We start from the raw sequence: 21,737 nt of genomic DNA, 5'->3' as shown, positions 1-21,737 counted from the left end.
GTCAAGCTCCTTCCTGAATATACATGTTATACAGACCTTAAGACTCGATGCCTTTCATGAAAAAATCAATGGTAGGTCCAACTTGAGCGGTTAACGAATACTTCTGCCCGGAAATAAGCCAAGAAGTAACGACTTCATCCATACCGCCAAAAATGAGAAGCCTCACAAGCTTCACTTCAAAATCAGGACGGAAACTGCCGTCTTTCTTCCCTTTTTCTAATATATTTTCAATGAGGATAATATATCTCTTTAGTGCAAGGCCAATCTCTTTGCGAAGCTCAAGATCACTCTGTCTGAGTTCAATTTGGGTGAGGTAGGCAAGATGAATATTCTCTTCCAGGACGCTGAAATGAATCTCACATACTTTGTGCAGCGCTTCTCTTGCTGTCATTTGGTCATTCAGCCCATTATTGAGTTTCTCTACAAGTTCGCCTAATTTCTCCTGAAACAGGCTGGTCAAAATATCCTCCTTCTTCTTGAAATAAAGATAGATGGTACCATCGGCAACTCCAGCTTCCTTGGCGATTCTGGAGACTTGGGATTTATGAAAGCCGTGCTCAGCAAACACTTTTAGAGCGCCTTCGAGTATTGCGTAATACTTGTCTGGTTTTTTGCCACTTGTCAAGGAGATCACCTCGGTGTTAGAATACAAATATCGGTGAATGAATACTCATTCATTTTCATAATTTCATCATAAAATACGCAGTACGCCTTGTCAACGACTTATTCAGCTGATTAAAGCAAGTAGGAAAGTTTGCCGGCTTACACTTCACAATGAAGCAGTTTTCAACTCTGGAAATAGGGTCTAATGGAACTTGCTTTTTTACGATACATGAATGTAAGCGGTTACTTAGCGGGATGAGTGGATCTCGGATTCCATTTGGTGGAGTGATATAATGGTGCACATTTGTATGGATTCGTGCTGGATGGTGCGGCTAGTGTGGAATAAGAGTCCCTAGAGACTTCTATATCTGTAGAAGTCAAAGAAAATAGGGAAATAACAGTCTCCAGAGGCTCCTATTTACCTGGATTCCGAGCAAGATGGTGTGATTCATGTGGAATAAGAGTCTCTAGAGGCTCTTAAAGCCAGAGAAGGCAACGAAAATGAGGAAATAGCAGTCTCTAAAGGCTCTTATTATCTGGTAATCGCTCAAAAAATCTAATTTGCGGGGATTTTGGATGGAGTAGTAGGGGGGACTTGCTAAGCTCACTCTTGCGAAATCTTACGAAATCTCACGAAATCTCACGAAATCTTACGAGATTTTAGGAAATCTTAATGAGTCTCAAGAAAACACAGAAAAAGCTTGCGAAGAAAGTTTTGCTAACGCAAAACGCTAGGGAGGGTCCTCAATGACCGGTTCGCTCATTCAGTTTCTTTTATTTCTTGCGGTTACGGGGTTTGCGGTTTATTTATTTGTCCGAGTTGTGTATCACCGCTATTTGTACATCAGGCTGGGCAAGTCTGTGAATTTGAAAACGGAAGCGAAGGCGCGGTTGAAGGAGTTTGCGATTCAGGTATTTGGCCAGACCAAGCTATTGAAGGATAAGAAGAGCGGCATCATGCACATTGTAATCTTTTATGGATTCATTATTTTGCAGCTTGGGGCGCTGGATCTCATTTTGAAGGGATTAATTGGCCATGGGTTACCAATACCGGGCTACAATTACTTCACTTTGATGCAGGAAGTGACGGTAGCGCTGATTCTTCTAGCTATGGGATACGCTACTTATCGCCGTTATGTAGAGAAACTGAAACGGCTGAAACGCGGTTGGAAGCCTAGTATCGTTATATTTTTCATTTTTTTCTTGATGCTATCTGTTGTCGTCAGCGGTGGGTTTGAACGGGTAAAAGAAGGGATGGAGACATCCGCATTTGCACCAATATCATCTCTGTTTGCAGCAGCTTTTAGCGGCCTTTCGCATACAGCGGCAACGGTTGGTTTCTATATAAGCTGGTGGATGCATTTGCTGATCCTACTCTCATTTCTAATCTATGTGCCGCAGTCGAAGCATTTTCACATTATTACAGCACCTATCAATATCTTGCTGCGCCGCACGGAGCCTACTGGTAAATTGGCTTCTCTGGATTTGGAGGATGAAGAGGCGGATTCGTTCGGTGTAGGCAAAATCGAGGATTTCACGCAGAAGCAGATGCTTGATTTCTACTCTTGTGTAGAATGCGGTCGCTGCACGAATGTGTGTCCCGCGAATACAACAGGCAAGATGCTCTCGCCGATGCATTTGATTACGAAGCTTCGTGATCATTTGACGGAAAAAGGCGCCGCCATCACATCGAAGTCACCATGGGTGCCAGCTTTTGCTTTCGCTAGTCCAAGTACCCATAACCCGCTTGAAGTTGAGCTAATTGGCGGCGTTATTACGGAAGAAGAGCTGTGGGCTTGTACAACCTGCCGCAATTGTGAAGATCAATGTCCTGTAGGGAATGAGCATGTGGATAAGATTATCGATCTACGCCGACATCTTGTATTGACGCAAGGCAGCATGCCTCATGATGGCAGGCGGGCTCTGCAGAACATCGAGAGACAAGGAAATCCTTGGGGCATTAGCCGGAATGATCGCGTGAAATGGGTCAAAGAAGTAGATCCCGATGATGAACTCGGTGTGCGTACGGTGAAGGAAAACCCGAAATTCGAGTACTTATTTTTCTTGGGATCCATGGGAGCCTACGATAATCGCAGCCGTAAGATCACGCATTCTTTTGTGAAATTGATGAGAGAAGCTGGCGTCTCCTTTGCCATTTTGGGCAATGAAGAGAAGAATTCAGGCGATACACCTCGCCGTATGGGCAATGAATTTCTATTCCAACAGCTGTGTGCGGACAATATTGCGACTTTTCAAAAGTATAAGGTTCAGAAAATCGTAACGACGTGCCCGCATACGTATCATACATTCAAAAATGAATATCCCGAATTTGGCCTTACGGCTGACGTTTTCCATCACACCGAGCTGTTGGATCTGTGGGTGAAAGAGGGGCGTCTTAAGCCGCAGCATGAAGTTAGAGAGCGTATTACGTACCACGATTCTTGCTATCTTGGCCGCTACAACGAAGTGTATGAGGAACCGCGCAATGTACTGCGAGCAATTCCAGGGGTTGAGTTGGTTGAACAAGACCGTTCTCGTGAGAACAGTATGTGCTGCGGTGCCGGAGGCGGCATGATGTGGATGGAAGAAACCGCAGGTACACGCGTTAATGTAGCGCGCACTGAACAGCTTTTGAGTGTGAATCCCACAGTAATCAGTTCTGCCTGTCCTTATTGCTTAACGATGGTGGAGGATGGAACGAAGCTTAAGGAGGCCTGGGAGCAGGTTAAGGCGCGAGATATCGCTGAAATTCTTGCCTTGTCTGTGTTTGGAACGCCTTAGGTAATCGACTTCGTAGCCCTAAAGTCGAGCATTTTAAAGTCAAGGTTGATGCGAAAACTGAAAAAATCATGTAGGAGGAAATTTCCATATGACAAAGATTCGTACAGCGGCCGTTATCGGCTCCGGTGTAATGGGCTCCGGCATCGCTGCCCATTTGGCAAATGTAGGCATTCCTGTGTTATTGCTCGATATGGTGCCGAACCAACTGCAGCCGCAAGAAGAAGCTGCTGGCCTTACGTTAGATCATCCCAAGGTGCGTAATCGATTTGCTCTTAACGCGATGGATAAGCTCAAGAAGACGAACCCTGCTCCCCTGTACAGTGATGCTTTCGCTGAACGAATTACACCAGGCAATCTGGAGGATGATTTAGCGAAGCTTGGAAATGTGGATTGGATTATTGAAGTTATTGTGGAAAATTTGCAAGCGAAGCAGCAGCTTATCAGCCGTATAGAATCCGTTTGGAAGCCGGGAACCATAGTTTCCTCGAATACATCAGGCATTTCAATCAATGCCATGGTCCAAAGCGCTAGCCCGGAGTTTAAAAAGCATTTCCTTGGCACTCATTTTTTTAATCCGCCTCGTTATATGAAATTATTGGAAGTGATTCCAAATGAACAGACAGATCCTGCAATTGTCGCATTTATGACTGATTTTTGTGAGAAAAAGCTTGGAAAAGGTGTTGTTCAAGCGAAAGATACGCCGAATTTTATCGGCAATCGAATTGGCACTTATGGGCTTTTGGTTACTTTGCGTGAGATGATTGAAAGTGGATATACCGTAGAAGAAGTAGATGCGGTAACAGGTCCGGCAATGGGCCGCCCTAAGAGCGCGACGTTCCGTACGCTGGACTTGGTAGGTCTGGATACATTCGTTCATGTGGCCAATAACGTGTTTGATCTTGTGACTGACCCGGCAGAGAAGGAAATTTTCAATACACCGGCCATTTTGAAAACGATGGTTGAAAAAGGCTGGATCGGAGAGAAGCAAGGCCAAGGATTTTATAAAAAAGTGAAGTCTGAAGCAGGCAAAGAAATTCAATCCTTAGATTTAACTACCATGGAATATTCGGCAAGCCGCAAAATTAGTTCAGGCTCTTTGGAAGCTGCGAAGCAGGCGAAAGGTACGGTAGGGAAGTTAAAGGCTTTGCTGAGCGCCAAAGATCGATATTCGGATCTGGCGTGGAACATTTTGAAGCCAGTGCTGCTGTATTCCGCTGAGAAATTAGATGAGATTGCAGATTCCATTGTCGAGATTGATAATGCTCTCAAATGGGGCTTTAACTGGGATCTCGGTCCTTTTGAAACGTGGGATGCCATTGGGTTGAAACGTTCTGTGGAACGAATGGAAGCTGAAGGCAGTAAAGTGCCTGAATGGGTAAAAGCATGGATCGCTGCCGGTCATGACAGCTTTTATGAGAGCAAGGAAGGCCAAAGCTTTTACTATCTGAAAAATGAGTTTCGCGGCGTTGAAATAAGGCCAGAGCTCATTTCACTAGCCTCTTTAAAACAGCAAAATAAAGTCATCCGCTCCAATAGCGGCGCGAGCTTGATAGATATTGGAGACGGGGTTGCTTGCTTAGAGTTTCACTCGCCGAACAATGCCATTGGGGCCGATATTCTCACGATGATTCAGCAAAGCGTGGACGAAGTACGCAGCAACTATCGCGGTATGGTTGTCGCTAACGAAGGCAAAAATTTCTGTGTCGGCGCCAATGTGATGCTGTTGTTAATGGAAGCGCAGGATGGCGAGTGGGATGAAGTAGACGGCATCATTCGATTATTCCAAAACTCCATGCTGAAGCTCAAAAGGCTGGAAAAGCCAGTGGTTGCTGCGCCTCACAAGATGACGCTTGGTGGCGGAGTTGAGGCTTGTATGCCGGCAGACCAAATCATTTTCTCAGCGGAAACGTATTATGGTCTCGTTGAAGTGGGAGTTGGCTTAATTCCTGCCGGCGGCGGATGTAAGGAGCTAGCACTTCTAGCAAGTCAACAGGTTCGTGACTCGGAAGTCGATCTTCAGCCTTGGATCAATGCGATTTTTGAAACGGTGGCCATGGCAAAGGTGTCGACGAGCGGACATGATACGAAACGTCTTGGCTATATGCGTGCTGGGGACACGGTTGTTGTGAATCCGGATCATCGTATTTATGAAGCGAAGCAAGCGGTTCTTCGCATGGAAGCGGCTGGATACACGCCGTCATCAGTGCAAGAGAAAATCCGCGTCGTTGGCGAGAATGGCAAAGCGGTGATGCAAATTGCTGCGTATACGATGCGCCAAGGCGGATATATCAGTGAGCACGATCAATTGATTGCAAATAAGCTCGCGCACGTACTTGCTGGAGGGAATGTGCCGGCAGGAACGTTAGTCACTGAGCAATATATGCTCGATCTAGAGCGTGAAGCCTTCCTTAGTCTTTGTGGAGAGCTGAAAACACAACAGCGCATGCAATACATGCTTTCCAAAGGGAAAGCACTGCGGAACTAAAGAAGAAGACCTTGCCTTTCTAATTAGAAAGCCACGAATGGTGCATGCCTATTACTCATAATGAGGTGAAATCGATGAAAGAAGCAGTCATTGTATCGATAACACGCACGGCAGTCGGTCGCGCGAAGAAAGGCAGTTTCGCTCAAACCAGAGCGGAGGATCTAGGCAAAGCCGTATTGGAAGAGGTTGTGCGGCGTGCTCCTGGACTCGACAAAGGTGATGTCGAGGACATCATTATCGGGTGCGCGATGCCCGAAGGCGAGCAAGGGCTGAACTTCGCCCGCACGATGTCGCTGTATGCGGGCTTTCCGGTGACCGTGCCGGCGATCACGGTCAATCGCTTTTGCTCCTCCGGGCTGCAAGCCATCGCTTATGCGGCGGAGCGCATTATGCTTGGCCACGCGGAGGTGATTGTCGCCGGAGGCGTTGAGAGCATGAGCCACGTCCCGATGACGGGCTTCAAGCTCTCGCCGCATCCGGGGCTGGTTGAGAGCATGCCCGAGGTGTACATGGGCATGGGTCACACCGCCGAAGAAGTCGCGCAGCGCTTCGGAATCTCGCGCGATGCGCAGGATGGCTTCGCGACGCGGAGCCATCAGAAGGCGGCCGCAGCCATTGCAGCCGGCAAGTTCGTAGACGAGATCGTGCCGGTAAGCACGAGCGTGAAGGGCATTGACGAACGCGGCAAGGCGTTCGAGAAGAAGTTCGTGTTTGCCACGGATGAGGGCGTTCGCCCCGATACATCCGTGGAAGGGCTTGCCAAGCTGAAGCCTGCGTTCAGCTTGGGCGGCTCTGTGACGGCGGGCAACGCGTCACAGACGTCGGACGGCGCAGCGGCGGCCGTGCTGATGAGCCGCGAGCACGCGGAAGCGCTCGGGTTGAAGCCGCTGGCGACGTTTAAGGCCTTCGCGCTTTCCGGCGTGGAGCCGGAAATAATGGGCGTCGGGCCTGTGAAGGCGATTCCGAAGGCTTTGCAGATGGCAGGTATCACGCAAGACCAAGTGAAGCTGTTTGAAATCAACGAAGCGTTCGCTTCGCAATGTGTCCATATTATTCGCGAGCTGGGCTTGAATGAAGATTTGGTGAATGTGAACGGTGGCGCCATCGCCCTCGGGCATCCGCTCGGATGCACCGGCGCGAAGCTGACAACGAGCTTAATTCATGAGCTGCAGCGTCGTGGCGGAGGCTATGGTGTAGTGTCCATGTGTATCGGAGGTGGGATGGGAACTGCCGGCGTATTTGAAGTGCATCCTGTTTAATGGTTTCATGAGAGTCTATCTAGACCCTCATGCATCCTAATATTTACCCTTGTACAATTAATTTTGAGGAGAGATGAACCATGGCGGAGAAAGTCGTAGGCGGTAGTTTTGTTATTTCAGATACGGATTTTCATGATATTGTGACCCCAGAGGATTTTACCGAAGAGCATCGCATGATTGCGGAAACAACGCGTGATTTTGTATCAGGGGAAGTCATGCCGAATGATGAGCATTTGGAAAAGCTCGATTATGATTTAACTGTAAAACTGATGCGCAGCGCGGGGGATCTCGGATTACTTGGCTCTGATGTACCCGAGATTTATGGCGGACTAGGGTTGGATAAAGTAAGTTCCACGGTGATTAGTGAAAATCTTGCCCGTGCTTCATCTTTTGCTTTATCTATTGGGGCGCATGTCGGAATTGGCACGCTGCCGATTGTGTTTTTTGGTACAACAGAACAGAAGAAGAAGTATTTGCCCGACCTTGCGACAGGCACGAAAATCGCGGCCTACTGTTTAACAGAACCAACATCCGGCTCGGATGCCTTGGGGGCAAAAACAACGGCTCGATTATCTGAGGATGGCAAGTATTACCTTTTGAACGGATCCAAATTGTATATCACCAATGCCGGATTTGCTGATATTTTCATCGTATATGCCAAAATCAATGGCACTGATTTCACGGCATTTATTGTGGAGAAAGGTGATCCTGGCTTTACGATGGGTCCGGAAGAGAAGAAGATGGGGATCAAAGGCTCGTCGACGCGTCCGCTTTATTTTGAAGATGTCCGTGTGCCGGTTGAGAACTTATTGGGTGAAATCGGCAAAGGTCACCTGATTGCTTTTAACATTCTGAATATTGGCCGTTACAAATTGGCGACCGGTTGTCTGGGTGCATCCAAGGAGACGATTGAATTAGCTTCAAAATATGCGAATACCCGCCAACAGTTTAATACGCCTATCTCACGTTTTCCATTGATTGGTAAAAAGCTGGCGGAAATGAATATTCAAACGTATATGTTGGAGAGCATGGTGTATAGAACGACTGGTTTGTTCGATACCATTCTCAAAGATATTGATCATACGAGCCCTGATGCCGGTAAACATTCGTCCAAAGGGATCTCTGAATACGCGCTGGAATGCTCCATTAATAAGGTGTTCGCGTCTGAAGTGTTGGATTTTGTAGCGGATGAGGGCTTGCAAATTCATGGCGGTTACGGTTTTATTCAGGAGTACAAAGTAGAACGTATTTATCGGGATTCACGGATTAACCGAATTTTCGAAGGGACGAATGAAATCAATCGCTTGCTAATTCCAGGTACATTAGTGAAAAAAGCGATGAAAGGCGAACTGCCTTTGCTGCAAAAAGCACAAGCGCTGCAAGCAGAACTGCTCTCTATCGTTCCAGGCCAAACATTCGAAGGCACGCTAGCTGAAGAGGTGCATCTGGTTTCAATGGCGAAGAAAGTATTCCTTATGGTCGGTGGGCTTGCGGTACAGAAGTATGGCATGGCTCTAGAAAAAAATCAGGAAGTTTTAAGTAATTTGGCCGACATTATGATTCAAATTTTCGCTGCAGAAAGCGGTCTTCTTCGTACGCAAAAGCAGATTGAAAAAGCAGGGGATGAGAAGGCGAAGAATGCGATCCAAATCACAACGGTTTTTGTTCATGAAGCATTTGACAAAATTGAGGCATATGCGAAAGAAGCGCTCAGTACGATGGAAGAAGGAGATGTTCTTCGGACTCAATTGTCGATTTTGAAAAAGCTGTCCAGACGCAGCAGTGTGAATACGGTTGGTCTGAAGCGCGACATCGCCGCACGTGTTATTCAGGGTGAGAAATTCATCGTATAGTCATCGATGTCAAGAACCTGAAGGGGATGGTTTTGTATGAATGAGGCAAAGCCTTGGCTGCGCCATTATCCGTCTGAAGTGGCGCCGACTTACGAGTACCCTAAGCATAATCTTGCACGTTTGTTGGTAGATTCCGCGCATAAATTTCCGGACCGACCGGCCTTGTATTTCCTGGGGAAAACGCTGCGTTATCGGGAGGTACTGGAAGCGTCCTATCGTTTTGCCAACGCTTTAAAAGAGCTGGGCGTTAGCCGGGGGATCGGGTTTCGATTATGCTGCCGAATTGTCCTTCGGCTATCATCGCTTACTTCGGAACCCTGATGATGGGCGGGATCGTCGTCATGACGAATCCGCTTTATGTGGAGCGGGAACTGGTTCACCAGCTCTCGGATTCCGGAGCAACCGTCATTGTAACGTTGGATTTGCTGTTTGATCGTGTGCAAAAGGCGAAAGCGCAAACACCTATTCAGCATGTTATTGTGACTTCTATTAAGGACTATTTGCCCTTTCCCAAAAATGTCCTATATCCGATTAAAATGAAAAAAGATGGTGCAAACCTTGCTGTCACTTACGGGGATGGTGTTTATTCTTATAAAAAGCTGCTCCGTGCAGCTTCTCGCGCCCCGATTTGTGTAGATGTGGAGGCTGACGAGGATATTGCCCTTCTTCAATACACGGGAGGGACGACAGGGATATCCAAAGGTGTCATGCTGACTCATACCAATTTGATTGCGAATACGTACCAAACAAGTCATTGGTGCTATCGTACTCGGTTAGGTGAAGAAAGATTCTTGGGGGCTATCCCTTGTTTCCATGTCTTTGGCTTGACTGTCTTGTTGAATCAATCCATGTTTCGGGCGGGGATGCTGATCCTCATTCCAAAGTTTGATATCAATTTGATTCTGGATACGATTCATACATTGAAGCCAACGATTTTCCCAGGTGCGCCAACCATGTACATTGCTTTAATCAATCATAAACGCGTGAAGGAAGTGGATATTTCTTCTATTAACGTTTGTGTAAGCGGTTCAGCGCCTCTCCCATTAGAGGTGCAAGAGCGCTTCGAGGCATTAACAGGCGGCAGATTAATCGAAGGCTATGGGTTGACGGAAGCATCTCCTGTTACGCATGCGAATCCCATTTGGGGTTTTCGGAAAATAGGCTCAATTGGGATCCCTTTTCAGGATACAGATACGAAGGTTGTGGATTCGGATTCAGGTCAAGAACTGCCGATTGGGGAAATTGGCGAAATTATCATTAAAGGGCCTCAGGTGATGAAAGGATATTGGCAGCGCGAATATGAAACGGCCATGACCATCCGAGATGGTTGGCTATATACGGGCGACATGGGGCGTATGGACGAGGATGGTTTCTTCTCGATTGTTGATCGCAAGAAGGATTTAATCATAGCCGGAGGCTACAATATTTATCCGCGTGACATTGAAGAGGTTCTCTTCGAGCATCCGGCTATTCTGGAGGCTGCTGTTGCAGGCGTACCGGATGAATATCGGGGAGAAACGGTGAAAGCATTTATAGTCTTAAGACCGGGAATGACGCTTACGGAAAAGGAACTAGAATTGTGGTGCCGTGAGCGTTTGGCTGCCTATAAAGTGCCTCGGAAAGTCGAATTCCGCCAATCTCTACCCAAAACGATGATTGGAAAGGTGCTGCGCAGGCAATTACTAGAGGAAGAGAAGACGGTTTAAGAACCTCTTTCCTGTTTAACAAATAAGGGGGAGCCCTTTACAAGAAGAGTGGAGGGAATCCTATGGATGATGCTAACGAACGCATAAATAAGAGGCTCCAGCAATTAGCGGCATCAGCGGAGCCTACGTTTTGGGGCTATCTTGGCTGTGAATTTGTGAGTATGCAAGATAACATCATCACGATTGCTTTGGAAGCCAAAACGCATCACTTGAACCCGATAGGGATCGTACATGGCGGTGTATTATCTTCCTTATTGGACAATGCGATGGGGATTGTTGTGATGATGGCAAGGCCGGAGGATAAGGTGGTAACGACGAATTTAAACGTTCATTTCGTAGCTCCGCTTTATGAAGGCCGCTTGGTGGTGACGGCTGAGCTTGTTCATCAATCCCGTAAGATGATAACTACGCAAGGTCGTGTGTTTGACCGTGAAGGTAATTTAGGGACGATGGGAACGGGAACGTTTCGAGTGATTTAAGGCTTGATTCATTTAAATGGGGGACATGTGCTAAGCATGTCTCTCTTTGTCGTGTAGGTCAGATTCTCCTGTTCATGTTATATAACATAACATAAATCGTGGGTTTAGTCATAAAAAAGTCATAAAATTGTTATTTATGTTATATAAGTTAACGCAAATCCATTGACTGAAATGGCAAGGTCATCCTATAATCAGTTAAAAGGCACTAAGGGGGAAGCACAATGCATCTTACCATTCGTGAGGCATTATCCATATATCCATTAACGGAAGCGAAGCTAGTAGCAGGCAAGCAAGGTGATTCCCGCATCGTCAAATCAGTCAATGTGATGGACGCTCCTGATATTGCGGATTGGACGAAATCCGGTGAGATGCTATTCACAACCGCTTTCGCGATGAAGGATAGTCCGCAAGAGACGGTTAATCTGCTTCGGAAATTAAATGATCGCGGAGCTGCAGGGTTAGGAATCAAGCTGGGTCGTTTTTGGTCGGAGCTGCCGCAGATTGTTGCAGATGAAGCAGATCGGCTGCATTTTCCGATTATCGAAATGCCCTTTCAATTTACATTTTCTGATCAAATGAATGCTCTGTTTAACGCAGAATACCGCCGCAATACGCAGCTGCTTCAATCTGTTCTTGAGAAACAGAAGAAGCTGATGCAATTCGGATTGAAACAGGATAATATGCTTTCCATGTTCCAATTGATCAGTGATATTCTTGGTTATCCTATGGCGGTCGTTGGAGCTAGAGGACAAATATTATATAACACAAGTGCTTGGAGTCCCGATCAACTCTCTCAGAATTGGCCGTGGAAACGGAAATCAGGCTGGGTGTACGCAGGTAAAGAACGCGCATATCGTGTAGGACTGCATCAACAAGACGATGAGCCTCTTGGACATTTGTTGATTATACCGGATGCGGTGCTTCTCGCAAATGTGGAGGAAGGCTTGTTCCAGCAAGCGGCAGATATCCTCACCTTCCATATGTGTTATACGTTCCGATCTCATGTAGAAGCTTCCGCACAGCGGGATTTACAAAACAATCTCATACGATACTTAGATAAAGGAACCTCTCTAGAGGAGTTCCTTGAACAAGCGGAAGCTAGAGGGCTATCGATCTTTACCGGAGCTTATCAATGTGTGATCAGCAAAAATAAGTCGGAAAAACTGGCGGAGGAACAGCCCCAAGTTAAGCTCAAAAACCTAAAACAATATATCGAATCACATCCGAAATCAAGCAGTCTGAGCGGGCACCATTTTGTGTTCAAGGATATGATGTTCTCGATTTATTCAACGAATCAGGCAGACGGGTTTCCAGAGGAGGAGCTGTCTCAGGTTCTGACCAAATACGCAAGCGATTCAGGATGCATTGAAGAGGCTGGCGAAATGGCTTTCTATACAAGCTCGATGAAATTAAAGCCAACTGCGTTAAGGGAAGCCTATATGGAATGTTTGGAGACGCAGCGTATGGCATCTAAGCTTGGACTCACGGATCGAGTGCTTCACTTCGAAACCATCGAATTCGCGCATCTCTTCCAGAACGTGTCTTCCACGATGATGGAGGATTACTGTGCCAAAATTCTACGTCCTTTACTCGAAAAAGATGCCGAGTACTCGCAAGAAATGATTCGTACTTTAGAGGTGTTCATTCGCAATGATGGTCAAGTGAGCGAGGCGGCAAAGCAATTATTTATTCATAGGAATACAGTAACGTACCGCTTGGAGAAGATTAGTGATCTCTTACAGGTTGATTTCAAAAAAGTAAACGATCTATTAAAATTGAAGGCTGTCTTCTTGTTCCGCCAATTTTTACATGTTAGATAGGTATATACAAAACCCTGAGACGCTTTAGGCGCTCAGGGTTTTCGCTTTTCCAAAGTAAATACGGTAATCTCCGGCCTGCACATCAGGCGAAAGGGGAGCGTCGTAGTTCCAATACCGCGATTAGTATAAACAAGCATTTTCGAATTGGGTACTTCATTAAGGCCTATGACATAATTTCTACCGCGCGGTGGTGTGATGACAGCCCCAACTCCTGGTAACCGTATCTGACCGCCATGCGTGTGGCCTGATAATTGTAAATCAATGGCGTTTTCAGTGGCCTTATCGGCGAAATCGGGACAATGGGATAGCAGTAACGTAAATATTTGGGGATTAGCTCCGCGCAAGGTTTTCGCGATATCCGGTTTACCCGTCAGCATATCTTCAACGCCTGCGATCTGAATGATTTGTCCTTTATAGGTGATCGTTTGAAAAGCATTAACCAGAGATTGAAAGCCTCCATTATGCAGGATCGGGAGGGTGTAGTTGTACCCAATCCACTTATCATGGTTGCCAAGCACAGCCCATTTTCCTATAGGTGCTTCTAGGCGGCCCAGTAATTGACTGGTTAAATCTGGATCTTCACTAATATCTGCGTCAAATAAATCGCCGGTAAAACAAAGCATATCCGCTTTTTCTTTCTGAATGAGTTTCACGACACGTTCTAAATCCAGAAGGTCGAAGTGATGACCAATATGGATATCGCTGAATTGTAGGAGCTTAATACCATGGAAGGCATTGGGGAGTCGCTCGAAAGACAGCGTTATTCTCGTAATCTCGACCCATTTGGGTTCCAAGAAATTAGCATAACTGCCAAGTAAACCTCCGGAAGCGATGAAAGAGCCTGCAAGCACAGTACCTTTCTTGAGAAAAGAGCGTCTTGAGATCGGGGGTGGTGATTGCATATGTTCCTCCTGTTCTTCCCTAGGAATATTTACAATTTTATTATACCAGCAAGATAGAGAAGGCTGCGAGTTGTGTGATTTGCATATGATTGTAGCTTACTTTATAATCATTATTAACTAGATAGGAAGGGAGATGTTCATATGTCAGCATGGAAAGAGTTAACTACAGTAGAAGAGTGGCAGGAGGTATTGAATCGCTCCTCTGAGAAACCAGCTGTCGTTCTTAAACACAGCACAACATGTCCGGTAAGTGCAAGCGCACTTGATGAATATGAGGAATATCTGTCCGGTAAACCAAATGCAGATGTGGATTATTTCTTAGTGAAAGTTATCGAATCTCGCCCAGTGTCGAATCAAATTGCAGAAGATCTAGGAATCAAACATGCGTCACCGCAAATCCTTTATTTTAAAGATAAAGAATCTATCTGGAATACATCTCACTGGTCCGTTACAAATAAACATATCACAGCTGTTTTAGATTAATCCTATAATCCAAAGCAATAGAAGAAGACCCTTGGTTGCTTCCTATTTTAAAATAGGTGAACGAAGGGTTTTTTTGCGTTTTAATTGTTGTATACATTTTACAATTAATTGAACAAAGTTTAAAAAAGATTGGCAAGCCGTTCTTCCTCCTATATACTTATTTGGCAACTATCAGATATCAGCCTCAAGGAGTTTCACATCATGAATGCCATGAATAAAACCAAAATACCTATCTCCATATTTCTTTTGATCGGCATTATAGCCATTTCATTTTCAGCGATTTTTGTTCGGTGGTCAGAAGCGCCGGCTTCTGTCATTGCGATGTACCGGCTGCTCATGACGAATGTCTTGATGTTGCCTTTTCTGTGGAATTATAGGAAAGAGATTGCTAGAATTCGACTAAGAGATTGGCTGAGAACAGCCATATCCGGCATATCGCTTGGTTTGCATTTCTTATTTTGGATGGATTCCCTTCATTTTACGACAGTAGCGAGTTCGACGGCTATTCTAACGTTAGAGCCCATTTTTGTGCTGCTCGGAGCGTTTCTTCTTTATGGACAGCGGACTAGTCGTGCGGCATTGATTGCTATGTTCATTGCTATTGTGGGTGCCATTTGTATCGGATGGGGAGATTTTCAATTTTCCGGTAATGCGCTTAAAGGGGATTTACTCTCACTGGTCGGAACGATTGCCGTAGCCTTGCATATGCTCTTAGGTAAAAGCTTGAGAGAACATATATCAGCCTTTGTATATAGTTTTTTCGTTTTCTTCTTCGCAGGACTGATACTTGCTGTCACCAACGTGTCCACAGGGGTATCCTTTACTGCTTACCCAGCGAAAGAGTGGGGGATATTCTTGCTTTTAGCGATTGTTCCAACGGTATTTGGTCATTATGTATTTAATTGGCTGCTTAAATATATGAAGGCTTCTTCCGTATCAATGACCGTCTTAGGGGAACCGCTGGGTGCCACTTTATTAGCTTACTTCTTGCTTGGAGAAACGATCACAACCATTCAACTGCTAGCCGGTTGTTTGCTGTTAGTTGGCGTGGGCTTGTTTTTACGCAGTAATGAAAAGCAATAATTTTTTTCGTGATTTATTGAACAAAGGTAAAATAAAACGGTTGTCAAAAGCTTTCCTACGCGGAGGTATATCGTGAGATTTCGTGATTTTCATCGTAATGTCAAATTAAGAATCGGGCTTTCCTTCTTATCCGGAACCGCCAATAATATGGTGCTTCCCTTCATGTCAATTTATTTTTCTGGAAAATTAGGCGATACAAGTGCTGGACTAGTCGTAATTCTTGGTATTCTTGCAGGAGTCATCGCGGGGATAGTAGGCGGCTACTATGCAGATCGAATTGGGCGCAAAAAGCTGATGCTCACTGCTGAAGTAGGTTGGATGCTCTGTTTCGTTGGAATGGCGCTGGCCAATTCGCCTTGGCTTGAATCTCCTGGAATGACTTTTGTTCTGATGATCTTTGTTAGTATGTTCTGGGGCATTCATGGTCCTGCCAATGAAGCCATGCTGCTCGATGTAACAGCTCCGGATGTACGGAAATTCATGTACGCTATCATGTACTGGATGAACAATTTATCTTTTGCAATTGCAGGGCTTACGGGTGCTTTCTTATTCAAATCTTACTTGTTCGAACTGTTTATTGGCTTGTCCGTCATTGGCTTGGTCACACTGCTCGTGACTTATTTCTTTATTGATGAAGTGTATCAACCACAAGTTGCTAGCGAGAGTAGAGGCAGCCGGAAAGGAAGTCCGTCGATGTGGGCCAATTATCGGATGGTGCTGCGAGACAAGACTTTCATGATTTTCACTTTGGCATCGCTCCTGCTTGTATCTGTTGAGTTTCATCTTGGTAATTACGTGGGTGTAAGGCTGGAAAAAGAGATGGTGAATATGCCATTCTTCCCATGGAATGAACAATCTTGGCATATTGACGGGTTGAAAATGTTAGGCTTTATCCGCACCGAAAATACGGTGCTTGTCGTTGTTCTCTCCGTCCTCATGGGGGTTATGATGCGTAGGTTCTCCGATAGCAAAGTACTGTTCATCGGGTACACTTGTTACATATTAGGCTACAGCTATTTGGCTTATAGCAATCAACCTTGGCTGCTGCTGATCTCGATGTTTATAGCAACAGTTGGAGAACTCATGTATGTACCGATTAAACAAGCCTATCTTGGTAACATTGCACCTGATCATGCAAGAAGCTCGTATATGGCATTATTTGGAATGGTGTATAAAGGTGCCATGCTTTTAGGAGGTTTCGGTGTCATGCTTGGCGGATTGATTTCCTCGTGGATGATGGCATCTCTTATCGCGTTAAGCGGCTTCGTTGGTATGATTATGTTCTATGCGATTCTAGCCCATTTAGAGGAGCGTAAAGTGAAGGCGGAGGTTTGTCACCAGTCTTCTTCGGCGAACGTTTCGGCGTAAAGGTAGTTGCACTTTCCGCAACATCACATCCCCGGGTCAATAGATTCATTCAAAAGCAGCATCAGCTTAGCATACAAATGATGTCTTGTATCATAATAAGCAGCAAATGAAACAGCCGCATTAACGGAGCAAGAGCTCTGTTTCATGCGGCTGGTCTTTCGTATGGGGTGGAGTTATTTCTTCTCGGCAGCGAATTCCGCTTTGATTTTACTTAACAACTCTGGGTTGGTGAGTACTTCATATGCCGTGAAAGCCAGCAGCTTTGCTGTGAAAATCATAGCATTAAGAGCGGGCTCCTGCAGCGCGAGATCGCGGAATTCCTTGGTATGCAGCATGTGTCTCTCGTCTACAATTTTGACGAATGGGTGAATCGTCGGGCATTGCGTAGACACGTTGCCTAGGTCAAGGGAACCGTGATCCTTGCCAATTTCGATCTCTTTCGGATCAATGCCCATGGCTAATAACTGATCGGTAAAGACCGTTGATAGCGTCTCATTAGTTCTAAGCTCATCATAGGAATACTCGTAAAAGGAAGTCTTCAAGGTACACCCGGTTTGCAAGGCAGCACCCTCAGCGCAGTGAAGTACTTTCTGGACGAGTTCGTTCGTATACGTGCGGGATGCTGAACGGACATAGAATTGAGCGACGGCATAGTCAGGGATAATATTTGGAGCTTTGCCGCCTTCGCTAATAATGCCGTGAATACGTGCATCAGATTTGGTTTGTTGGCGCAGTGCATTAATAGAATTGAACAGTTGAAGCACAGCATCAAGTGCGTTGACGCCTTCATAAGGTTGTGCAGCTGCATGAGCGGAACGACCAAAGAATTCATACTGGATAGCGTCCATAGCAAGCGATTCGCCTGACTTCTCATATGTATAGTACGGGTGCGCCATCAGAGCGATATCCACATCTTTAAATAGTCCAGCCGCGGCCATTGGCACCTTGGCGCCTTTGGTTTCCTCGGCAGGTGTACCATATACACGGATACTGCCGCCTGTTTCATCAATAACGGACTTAAGGCCAATGGCTGCGCCAATGCTCATCATGCAGATGAGATGGTGACCGCAAGCGTGACCCAGCTCAGGCAATGCGTCATATTCGGCTAAGAAGGCCACAACGGGTCCTGCTTTGCCAGAATCATAGGTAGCGATAAAAGAGGTTGCAATATCTAGGACACCGCGTTCAACATGGAAGCCATGATAGGCTAATTCTTCCGTTAAGCGATCCGAAGCTTGAAATTCTTCATGCCCAAGCTCCGGATTTGCCCCAATAAAGCTGGAAATGGCTTTGAATCGGTCCGCATGGTTATCAATAGTTTGTGTAATGGTTGTTTTCATAATGGAAGGCTCCTTTATTGAATGGTTCTTAGCTCCATTGTAGTATAAAGGAAGACGAACTACCACTTTACCGCTCACTGGGTTACAATTAATGAACAAAAAAGAGTTAGTAAACGTAATCTTACCAAACAAGATTTTTTTCGAAATATTAGGGGGACTCTCGCATGATGAAATATGGAGCCGAACACGAAGAACACCGATTTACATTATCTTTCACGGAATCAGAAATAAGAGGGCAATGGCGGGACATTTTTTTAGGCATTCATAAAGAGGATGGCGAGGAATTCCCAGAGGATTTAATCGATCCCTCTATACTCGTTATCTGTAATCTCGATGGAGAAATTGTTCAAATTGTCCTTCACGACGAGGGCTGCGATTGTGAATTTCAATTTACATTCTCCGAAAAGGCACAAATCGAAAATTATATTAAGCATCATGTAAACGTATAAAAAACAACGAAAGTACTAGTGAGAGTGCCCCTTCCCAAACTGGGCGCTGGCGCATATAGTATTATACGTCAGGCTTTAGGAGAGGATAGCAGTGGAAAAGACGATCAATTATTTGGCATTTGGAGATTCACTAACAGTTGGTTTTGGAGCTCCGGAAGGTCACGGATTCGTATCTATCTATCGGCAAAAGTTGGAGCAATTGCTGAAGGTTCCTATTCACTTAAAGCCTGCAGGCAAAAATGGTGCTACAACTAGTCAATTGCTTCAAACAATTGAGTTAGATCCAGAGCTCCAAAGGGATATAAGAGAAGCGAATCTCATCACAATCACAGCTGGCGGCAATGACTTAATCCAGGCGGCAATTCCTTTCTTTTATCAGGGAGATCCTGCTTACTTAAAATCTGCTCTTCAAACGTATGAATCCAACTATAAGAAAATGATAGGAGAGATTGAGGCGCTGCGGCAAGGGGTTGGGGAGCCTTTCTTGATCGTTTTAGTCGGGCTCTATAATCCTCTGCCGCAGGTGCCGGATGCCGCTTATTGGGTACAGCGTTTTAATTTATTTCTGCGCAAATTAGAGCAGCCGCACATTCTTGTGGTTCAAGTGTATGATGCTTTCGTAGGGCAAGACAGCCGTTATTTGTCAGAGGATGCAATCCACCCCAATGAAATTGGTTATGAAGAACTGGCTCGACAAGTTGAGAATGCGGTTTCTCTCCAACAGCTCCAGCAATTGATCCAATAATTTAAGCCGGGATCACATACCCGAATATAGAGAAGAAATGACAGGCGCTACCAGCGAGCACGAAAACGTGCCATATGGCATGGTGATAAGGGATGCGCCGCCATACATAAAAGATGGAACCAAACGTATAAAACAGTCCGCCTACGACGAACCACACGATTCCGCCTAACGGAAGGTTCAAGTACAATGGCTTAAAGGCAAAAACAATCAGCCAACCCATGAGTATGTAACAAAGAGTTGAAACCAAGACGAATCGTTTCACGTAGAATATTTTCAAGACGATTCCGACAAGCGCTAAGCCCCAAATCACGCCAAAGTAGGTCCAACCTAAAGGCCCACGCAAGGTGACAAGTAAATAAGGGGTATAGCTGCCTGCAATTAACAAATAAATGGCTGAATGATCGAGAAGCTCGAATACATCCTTCAAACGCGGATGGCTCACACTGTGAAGCAGCGTGGAACAGGTATAAAGTATGACTAATGCTGCGCCAAAAATGCTGAAGCTGACAATGTGCCAAACAGTGCCATGTAAGGAAGCCTGCACGATAAGCAGGACAAGCGCTGCGATGCTTAACAACACGCCTATGCCGTGGCTTATGGCGTTAGCTTTCTCTTCCCGAATGGAATAGTCCATAAATAAACCCTTCTTTCATTCTTAACATATTCTACTACCTAATAGATTGGACGATGATCAGATGTTTTTACCTTCATTTCAATTACAAAATAAAATTGTCTTAGTCACCGGAGCAGGAAGAGGCATTGGCAGAGCGCTAGCTATAGGCCTTGCTGAGGCGGGGGCTGACGTAGCTCTTTTCGCGCGTACAGCAAGTGATATTGAAGAAGTAGCCCATGAAATTCGAGCCTTAGGGCGTAAGGCATATCCATTTTCGGTGGATGTCACGAATAGAGAGCAGATCGAGGAAGCTGTCCAACAAATCATTGAACAGACAGGTCGACTAGATATTTTAGTGAACAATGCAGGCATGAATATTCGCAGTCAAGCGCTGGCTGTTACGGATGAAGAGTGGGATACCATCATGCAGACGAATCTTAAATCTGCGTTCTTGTGCTCGCAAATCGTAGCTCGTCATATGCAGCAAAAGGAATATGGAAGAATTATCAATATCGCTTCTGTTGCTGGACAGGTTGCCCTTCGAACAGGCGTTGTATACGCAGCTACCAAAGCTGCAATGATTCAAATGACGAAAGTGCTGGCACTTGAATGGGGTAAATATGGGATCAATGTGAATAGTATCGGACCGTGGTATTTCAAAACGCCTTTGACAGAGAAAATCCTTGCGAATCCAGATTACCTGGCGGAAATTATTGCGAGAACACCTCTAAGACGCGTGGGTGAGCTAGAGGAGTTGGTAGGTCCCGCTGTATTTTTCGCTTCGGATGCGGCGAATTATGTGACTGGTCAGACCCTGTTCGTTGATGGCGGTATGACTATTTACGGCTTCTAATTAGTGTTGTTGCGAGTTCAAGTTAGATAGAAAGATAGACAGCATAGATAAGGTGGTATGACCGCAATGTCCCGGGTTCGTATTTTTACAGATAGCACAAGTGACTTAAGCGAAGAGCTTTATCGAAGCTTTCAAATCGAGGTTGTCCCGCTTTATGTTCTTTTTGAGGACAATTCCTATAAGGATGGCATTACGATAAAACCAGATCGACTCTATGAATTAGTAGAGCAAACCGGTAAGCTGCCAAAGACAGCGGCTCCATCTCCACTTGATTTCGAGCGAGCGTTTGAACCTGTTATTCAAAGTGGGGATGACATTGTCTTTATTGGTCTTTCCTCAGAACTCTCATCTACGATTCAAAATGCGACCATTGCCGCAGCGAGTTTTCCTGAAGGTAGGGTTACTGTTATCGATTCTAGAAATCTATCATCTGGGATTGGGCTACTAGTTTTGAAAGCTGCGCAAGCTACAAAGGATGGCCGGAACAGCGCGGAAATAAAATCATTAATTGAGCCTTTAATCCCCCGGATAGAAGTTGAATTCATCATTGACACTTTGGAATATTTGCATAAAGGCGGTAGATGTTCAAGTGTTCAACATTTTATTGGGAGTCTGTTGAAAATTAGACCGATCGTTAAAGTCATTAACGGGGCTATGACATCGACGGATAAGGTGAGAGGTAAACGGGAAAAAGCGCTCCATCAGTTTCTGGATAATGCATTAGCGCAAAAGGATGATATGGACAAGGAAATTCTGTTTATCACTCACTCTTCTGCAGCAGAAGAAGCCGCTTACATCAAACAACAAATCGAGCAACAAACGAATGTAAAACATGTTTATATCACTGAAACGGGCTGCGTTGTTGCCAGTCACTGCGGACCGCATACCCTAGGTATTGTTTTCGCCAAAAAATAA

At 45.5% G+C, this 21,737-nt stretch carries 17 protein-coding genes and 1 pseudogene; 14 read left to right on the top strand and 4 right to left on the bottom strand.

Annotation, left to right across the window (positions count from 1 at the left end; genetic code table 11):
• Positions 1-37 precede the first annotated feature (37 nt).
• On the bottom strand, positions 38-625 hold the full coding sequence (locus ACBP55_RS22015) for a TetR/AcrR family transcriptional regulator (RefSeq protein ID WP_036635501.1): 588 nt from the start codon (positions 623-625) through the stop codon (positions 38-40).
• A 725-nt stretch (positions 626-1,350) separates the two neighbouring features.
• Here ACBP55_RS22015 and ACBP55_RS22010 point away from each other — a divergent pair.
• From ACBP55_RS22010 to ACBP55_RS21980, 7 genes and pseudogenes are all read left to right on the top strand, one after another.
• Positions 1,351-3,384 carry a (Fe-S)-binding protein gene (locus tag ACBP55_RS22010; RefSeq protein ID WP_464644966.1) on the top strand — a complete coding sequence of 678 codons (2,034 nt, stop codon included), beginning with the start codon at positions 1,351-1,353 and terminating at the stop codon, positions 3,382-3,384.
• 88 nt (positions 3,385-3,472) lie between these two features.
• Positions 3,473-5,869: a 3-hydroxyacyl-CoA dehydrogenase/enoyl-CoA hydratase family protein gene (locus ACBP55_RS22005; protein WP_464644964.1), complete on the top strand. Its 2,397-nt coding sequence runs from the start codon at positions 3,473-3,475 to the stop codon at positions 5,867-5,869.
• Positions 5,870-5,943: 74 nt separating this feature from the next.
• Complete coding sequence (locus ACBP55_RS22000; protein ID WP_464644963.1) at positions 5,944-7,128, top strand: acetyl-CoA C-acyltransferase; 1,185 nt, start codon at positions 5,944-5,946, stop codon at positions 7,126-7,128.
• Positions 7,129-7,208: 80 nt separating this feature from the next.
• A complete protein-coding gene (locus tag ACBP55_RS21995; protein ID WP_464644961.1) occupies positions 7,209-8,981 on the top strand; it encodes an acyl-CoA dehydrogenase family protein in 1,773 nt (590 codons plus the stop codon).
• A gap of 36 nt (positions 8,982-9,017) precedes the next feature.
• A pseudogene (locus ACBP55_RS21990) lies at positions 9,018-10,687 on the top strand (long-chain-fatty-acid--CoA ligase).
• Between the two features lie 62 nt (positions 10,688-10,749).
• Positions 10,750-11,166 (top strand): PaaI family thioesterase, encoded by a 417-nt coding sequence (locus ACBP55_RS21985; protein ID WP_464644960.1) that lies wholly within the window; start codon positions 10,750-10,752, stop codon positions 11,164-11,166.
• Positions 11,167-11,387: 221 nt separating this feature from the next.
• On the top strand, positions 11,388-12,986 hold the full coding sequence (locus tag ACBP55_RS21980; RefSeq protein ID WP_464644958.1) for a PucR family transcriptional regulator: 1,599 nt from the start codon (positions 11,388-11,390) through the stop codon (positions 12,984-12,986).
• A gap of 32 nt (positions 12,987-13,018) precedes the next feature.
• Here ACBP55_RS21980 and ACBP55_RS21975 read toward each other — a convergent pair whose 3' ends face one another.
• Positions 13,019-13,888: a metallophosphoesterase gene (locus ACBP55_RS21975; protein ID WP_464644956.1), complete on the bottom strand. Its 870-nt coding sequence runs from the start codon at positions 13,886-13,888 to the stop codon at positions 13,019-13,021.
• Between the two features lie 141 nt (positions 13,889-14,029).
• Here ACBP55_RS21975 and ytxJ point away from each other — a divergent pair, with 141 nt between their 5' ends.
• The 3 genes from ytxJ to ACBP55_RS21960 all read left to right on the top strand — a co-directional run bounded on the left by ytxJ (position 14,030) and on the right by ACBP55_RS21960 (position 16,822).
• On the top strand, positions 14,030-14,371 hold the full coding sequence (ytxJ, locus tag ACBP55_RS21970; protein ID WP_029194256.1) for a bacillithiol system redox-active protein YtxJ: 342 nt from the start codon (positions 14,030-14,032) through the stop codon (positions 14,369-14,371).
• Positions 14,372-14,572: 201 nt separating this feature from the next.
• Entirely contained in the window at positions 14,573-15,454 is an 882-nt protein-coding gene (locus ACBP55_RS21965) for a DMT family transporter (protein WP_464644953.1), read from the top strand.
• A gap of 72 nt (positions 15,455-15,526) precedes the next feature.
• On the top strand, positions 15,527-16,822 hold the full coding sequence (locus tag ACBP55_RS21960) for an MFS transporter (RefSeq protein ID WP_464644952.1): 1,296 nt from the start codon (positions 15,527-15,529) through the stop codon (positions 16,820-16,822).
• Between the two features lie 173 nt (positions 16,823-16,995).
• Here the strand turns inward: ACBP55_RS21960 and ACBP55_RS21955 are convergent, their stop codons facing one another.
• Positions 16,996-18,162, bottom strand: coding sequence for a M20 family metallopeptidase (locus ACBP55_RS21955; RefSeq protein ID WP_464644951.1), 1,167 nt, complete (start codon positions 18,160-18,162; stop codon positions 16,996-16,998).
• Between the two features lie 164 nt (positions 18,163-18,326).
• Between ACBP55_RS21955 and ACBP55_RS21950 the strand changes: the two genes are divergently transcribed.
• Both ACBP55_RS21950 and ACBP55_RS21945 read left to right on the top strand, forming a co-directional pair.
• The gene (locus ACBP55_RS21950) at positions 18,327-18,611 is read left to right on the top strand and encodes a hypothetical protein (RefSeq protein WP_029194253.1); all 285 of its coding nucleotides are present in this window, start codon (positions 18,327-18,329) and stop codon (positions 18,609-18,611) included.
• 91 nt (positions 18,612-18,702) lie between these two features.
• Positions 18,703-19,356, top strand: coding sequence for a GDSL-type esterase/lipase family protein (locus ACBP55_RS21945; RefSeq protein ID WP_464644949.1), 654 nt, complete (start codon positions 18,703-18,705; stop codon positions 19,354-19,356).
• A 1-nt stretch (position 19,357) separates the two neighbouring features.
• Here ACBP55_RS21945 and trhA read toward each other — a convergent pair whose 3' ends face one another.
• Positions 19,358-19,990 (bottom strand): PAQR family membrane homeostasis protein TrhA, encoded by a 633-nt coding sequence (trhA, locus tag ACBP55_RS21940; RefSeq protein WP_464644947.1) that lies wholly within the window; start codon positions 19,988-19,990, stop codon positions 19,358-19,360.
• Between the two features lie 61 nt (positions 19,991-20,051).
• Here trhA and ACBP55_RS21935 point away from each other — a divergent pair, with 61 nt between their 5' ends.
• Both ACBP55_RS21935 and ACBP55_RS21930 read left to right on the top strand, forming a co-directional pair.
• Positions 20,052-20,822: an SDR family NAD(P)-dependent oxidoreductase gene (locus tag ACBP55_RS21935; RefSeq protein WP_464644945.1), complete on the top strand. Its 771-nt coding sequence runs from the start codon at positions 20,052-20,054 to the stop codon at positions 20,820-20,822.
• A 66-nt stretch (positions 20,823-20,888) separates the two neighbouring features.
• Entirely contained in the window at positions 20,889-21,737 is an 849-nt protein-coding gene (locus ACBP55_RS21930; protein WP_464644943.1) for a DegV family protein, read from the top strand.

This window comes from Paenibacillus sp. WG02 (assembly GCF_055396115.1).
This window is presented reverse-complemented; position numbering and strand designations above follow the sequence as displayed.

Bases quoted from the DNA above. Each gene is read 5' to 3' on its own strand.
- ytxJ (WP_029194256.1), top strand. From the start codon at position 14,030: ATGTCAGCATGGAAAGAGTTAACTACAGTAGAAGAGTGGCAGGAGGTA.
- ACBP55_RS21975 (WP_464644956.1), bottom strand. From the start codon at position 13,888: ATGCAATCACCACCCCCGATCTCAAGACGCTCTTTTCTCAAGAAAGGT.
- ACBP55_RS21980 (WP_464644958.1), top strand. From the start codon at position 11,388: ATGCATCTTACCATTCGTGAGGCATTATCCATATATCCATTAACGGAA.
- ACBP55_RS22005 (WP_464644964.1), top strand. From the start codon at position 3,473: ATGACAAAGATTCGTACAGCGGCCGTTATCGGCTCCGGTGTAATGGGC.
- ACBP55_RS21950 (WP_029194253.1), top strand. From the start codon at position 18,327: ATGATGAAATATGGAGCCGAACACGAAGAACACCGATTTACATTATCT.
- ACBP55_RS21930 (WP_464644943.1), top strand. From the start codon at position 20,889: ATGTCCCGGGTTCGTATTTTTACAGATAGCACAAGTGACTTAAGCGAA.
- ACBP55_RS21995 (WP_464644961.1), top strand. From the start codon at position 7,209: ATGGCGGAGAAAGTCGTAGGCGGTAGTTTTGTTATTTCAGATACGGAT.
- ACBP55_RS21955 (WP_464644951.1), bottom strand. From the start codon at position 18,162: ATGAAAACAACCATTACACAAACTATTGATAACCATGCGGACCGATTC.
- ACBP55_RS22000 (WP_464644963.1), top strand. From the start codon at position 5,944: ATGAAAGAAGCAGTCATTGTATCGATAACACGCACGGCAGTCGGTCGC.
- trhA (WP_464644947.1), bottom strand. From the start codon at position 19,990: ATGGACTATTCCATTCGGGAAGAGAAAGCTAACGCCATAAGCCACGGC.
- ACBP55_RS21935 (WP_464644945.1), top strand. From the start codon at position 20,052: ATGTTTTTACCTTCATTTCAATTACAAAATAAAATTGTCTTAGTCACC.
- ACBP55_RS21965 (WP_464644953.1), top strand. From the start codon at position 14,573: ATGAATGCCATGAATAAAACCAAAATACCTATCTCCATATTTCTTTTG.
- ACBP55_RS22010 (WP_464644966.1), top strand. From the start codon at position 1,351: ATGACCGGTTCGCTCATTCAGTTTCTTTTATTTCTTGCGGTTACGGGG.
- ACBP55_RS21985 (WP_464644960.1), top strand. From the start codon at position 10,750: ATGGATGATGCTAACGAACGCATAAATAAGAGGCTCCAGCAATTAGCG.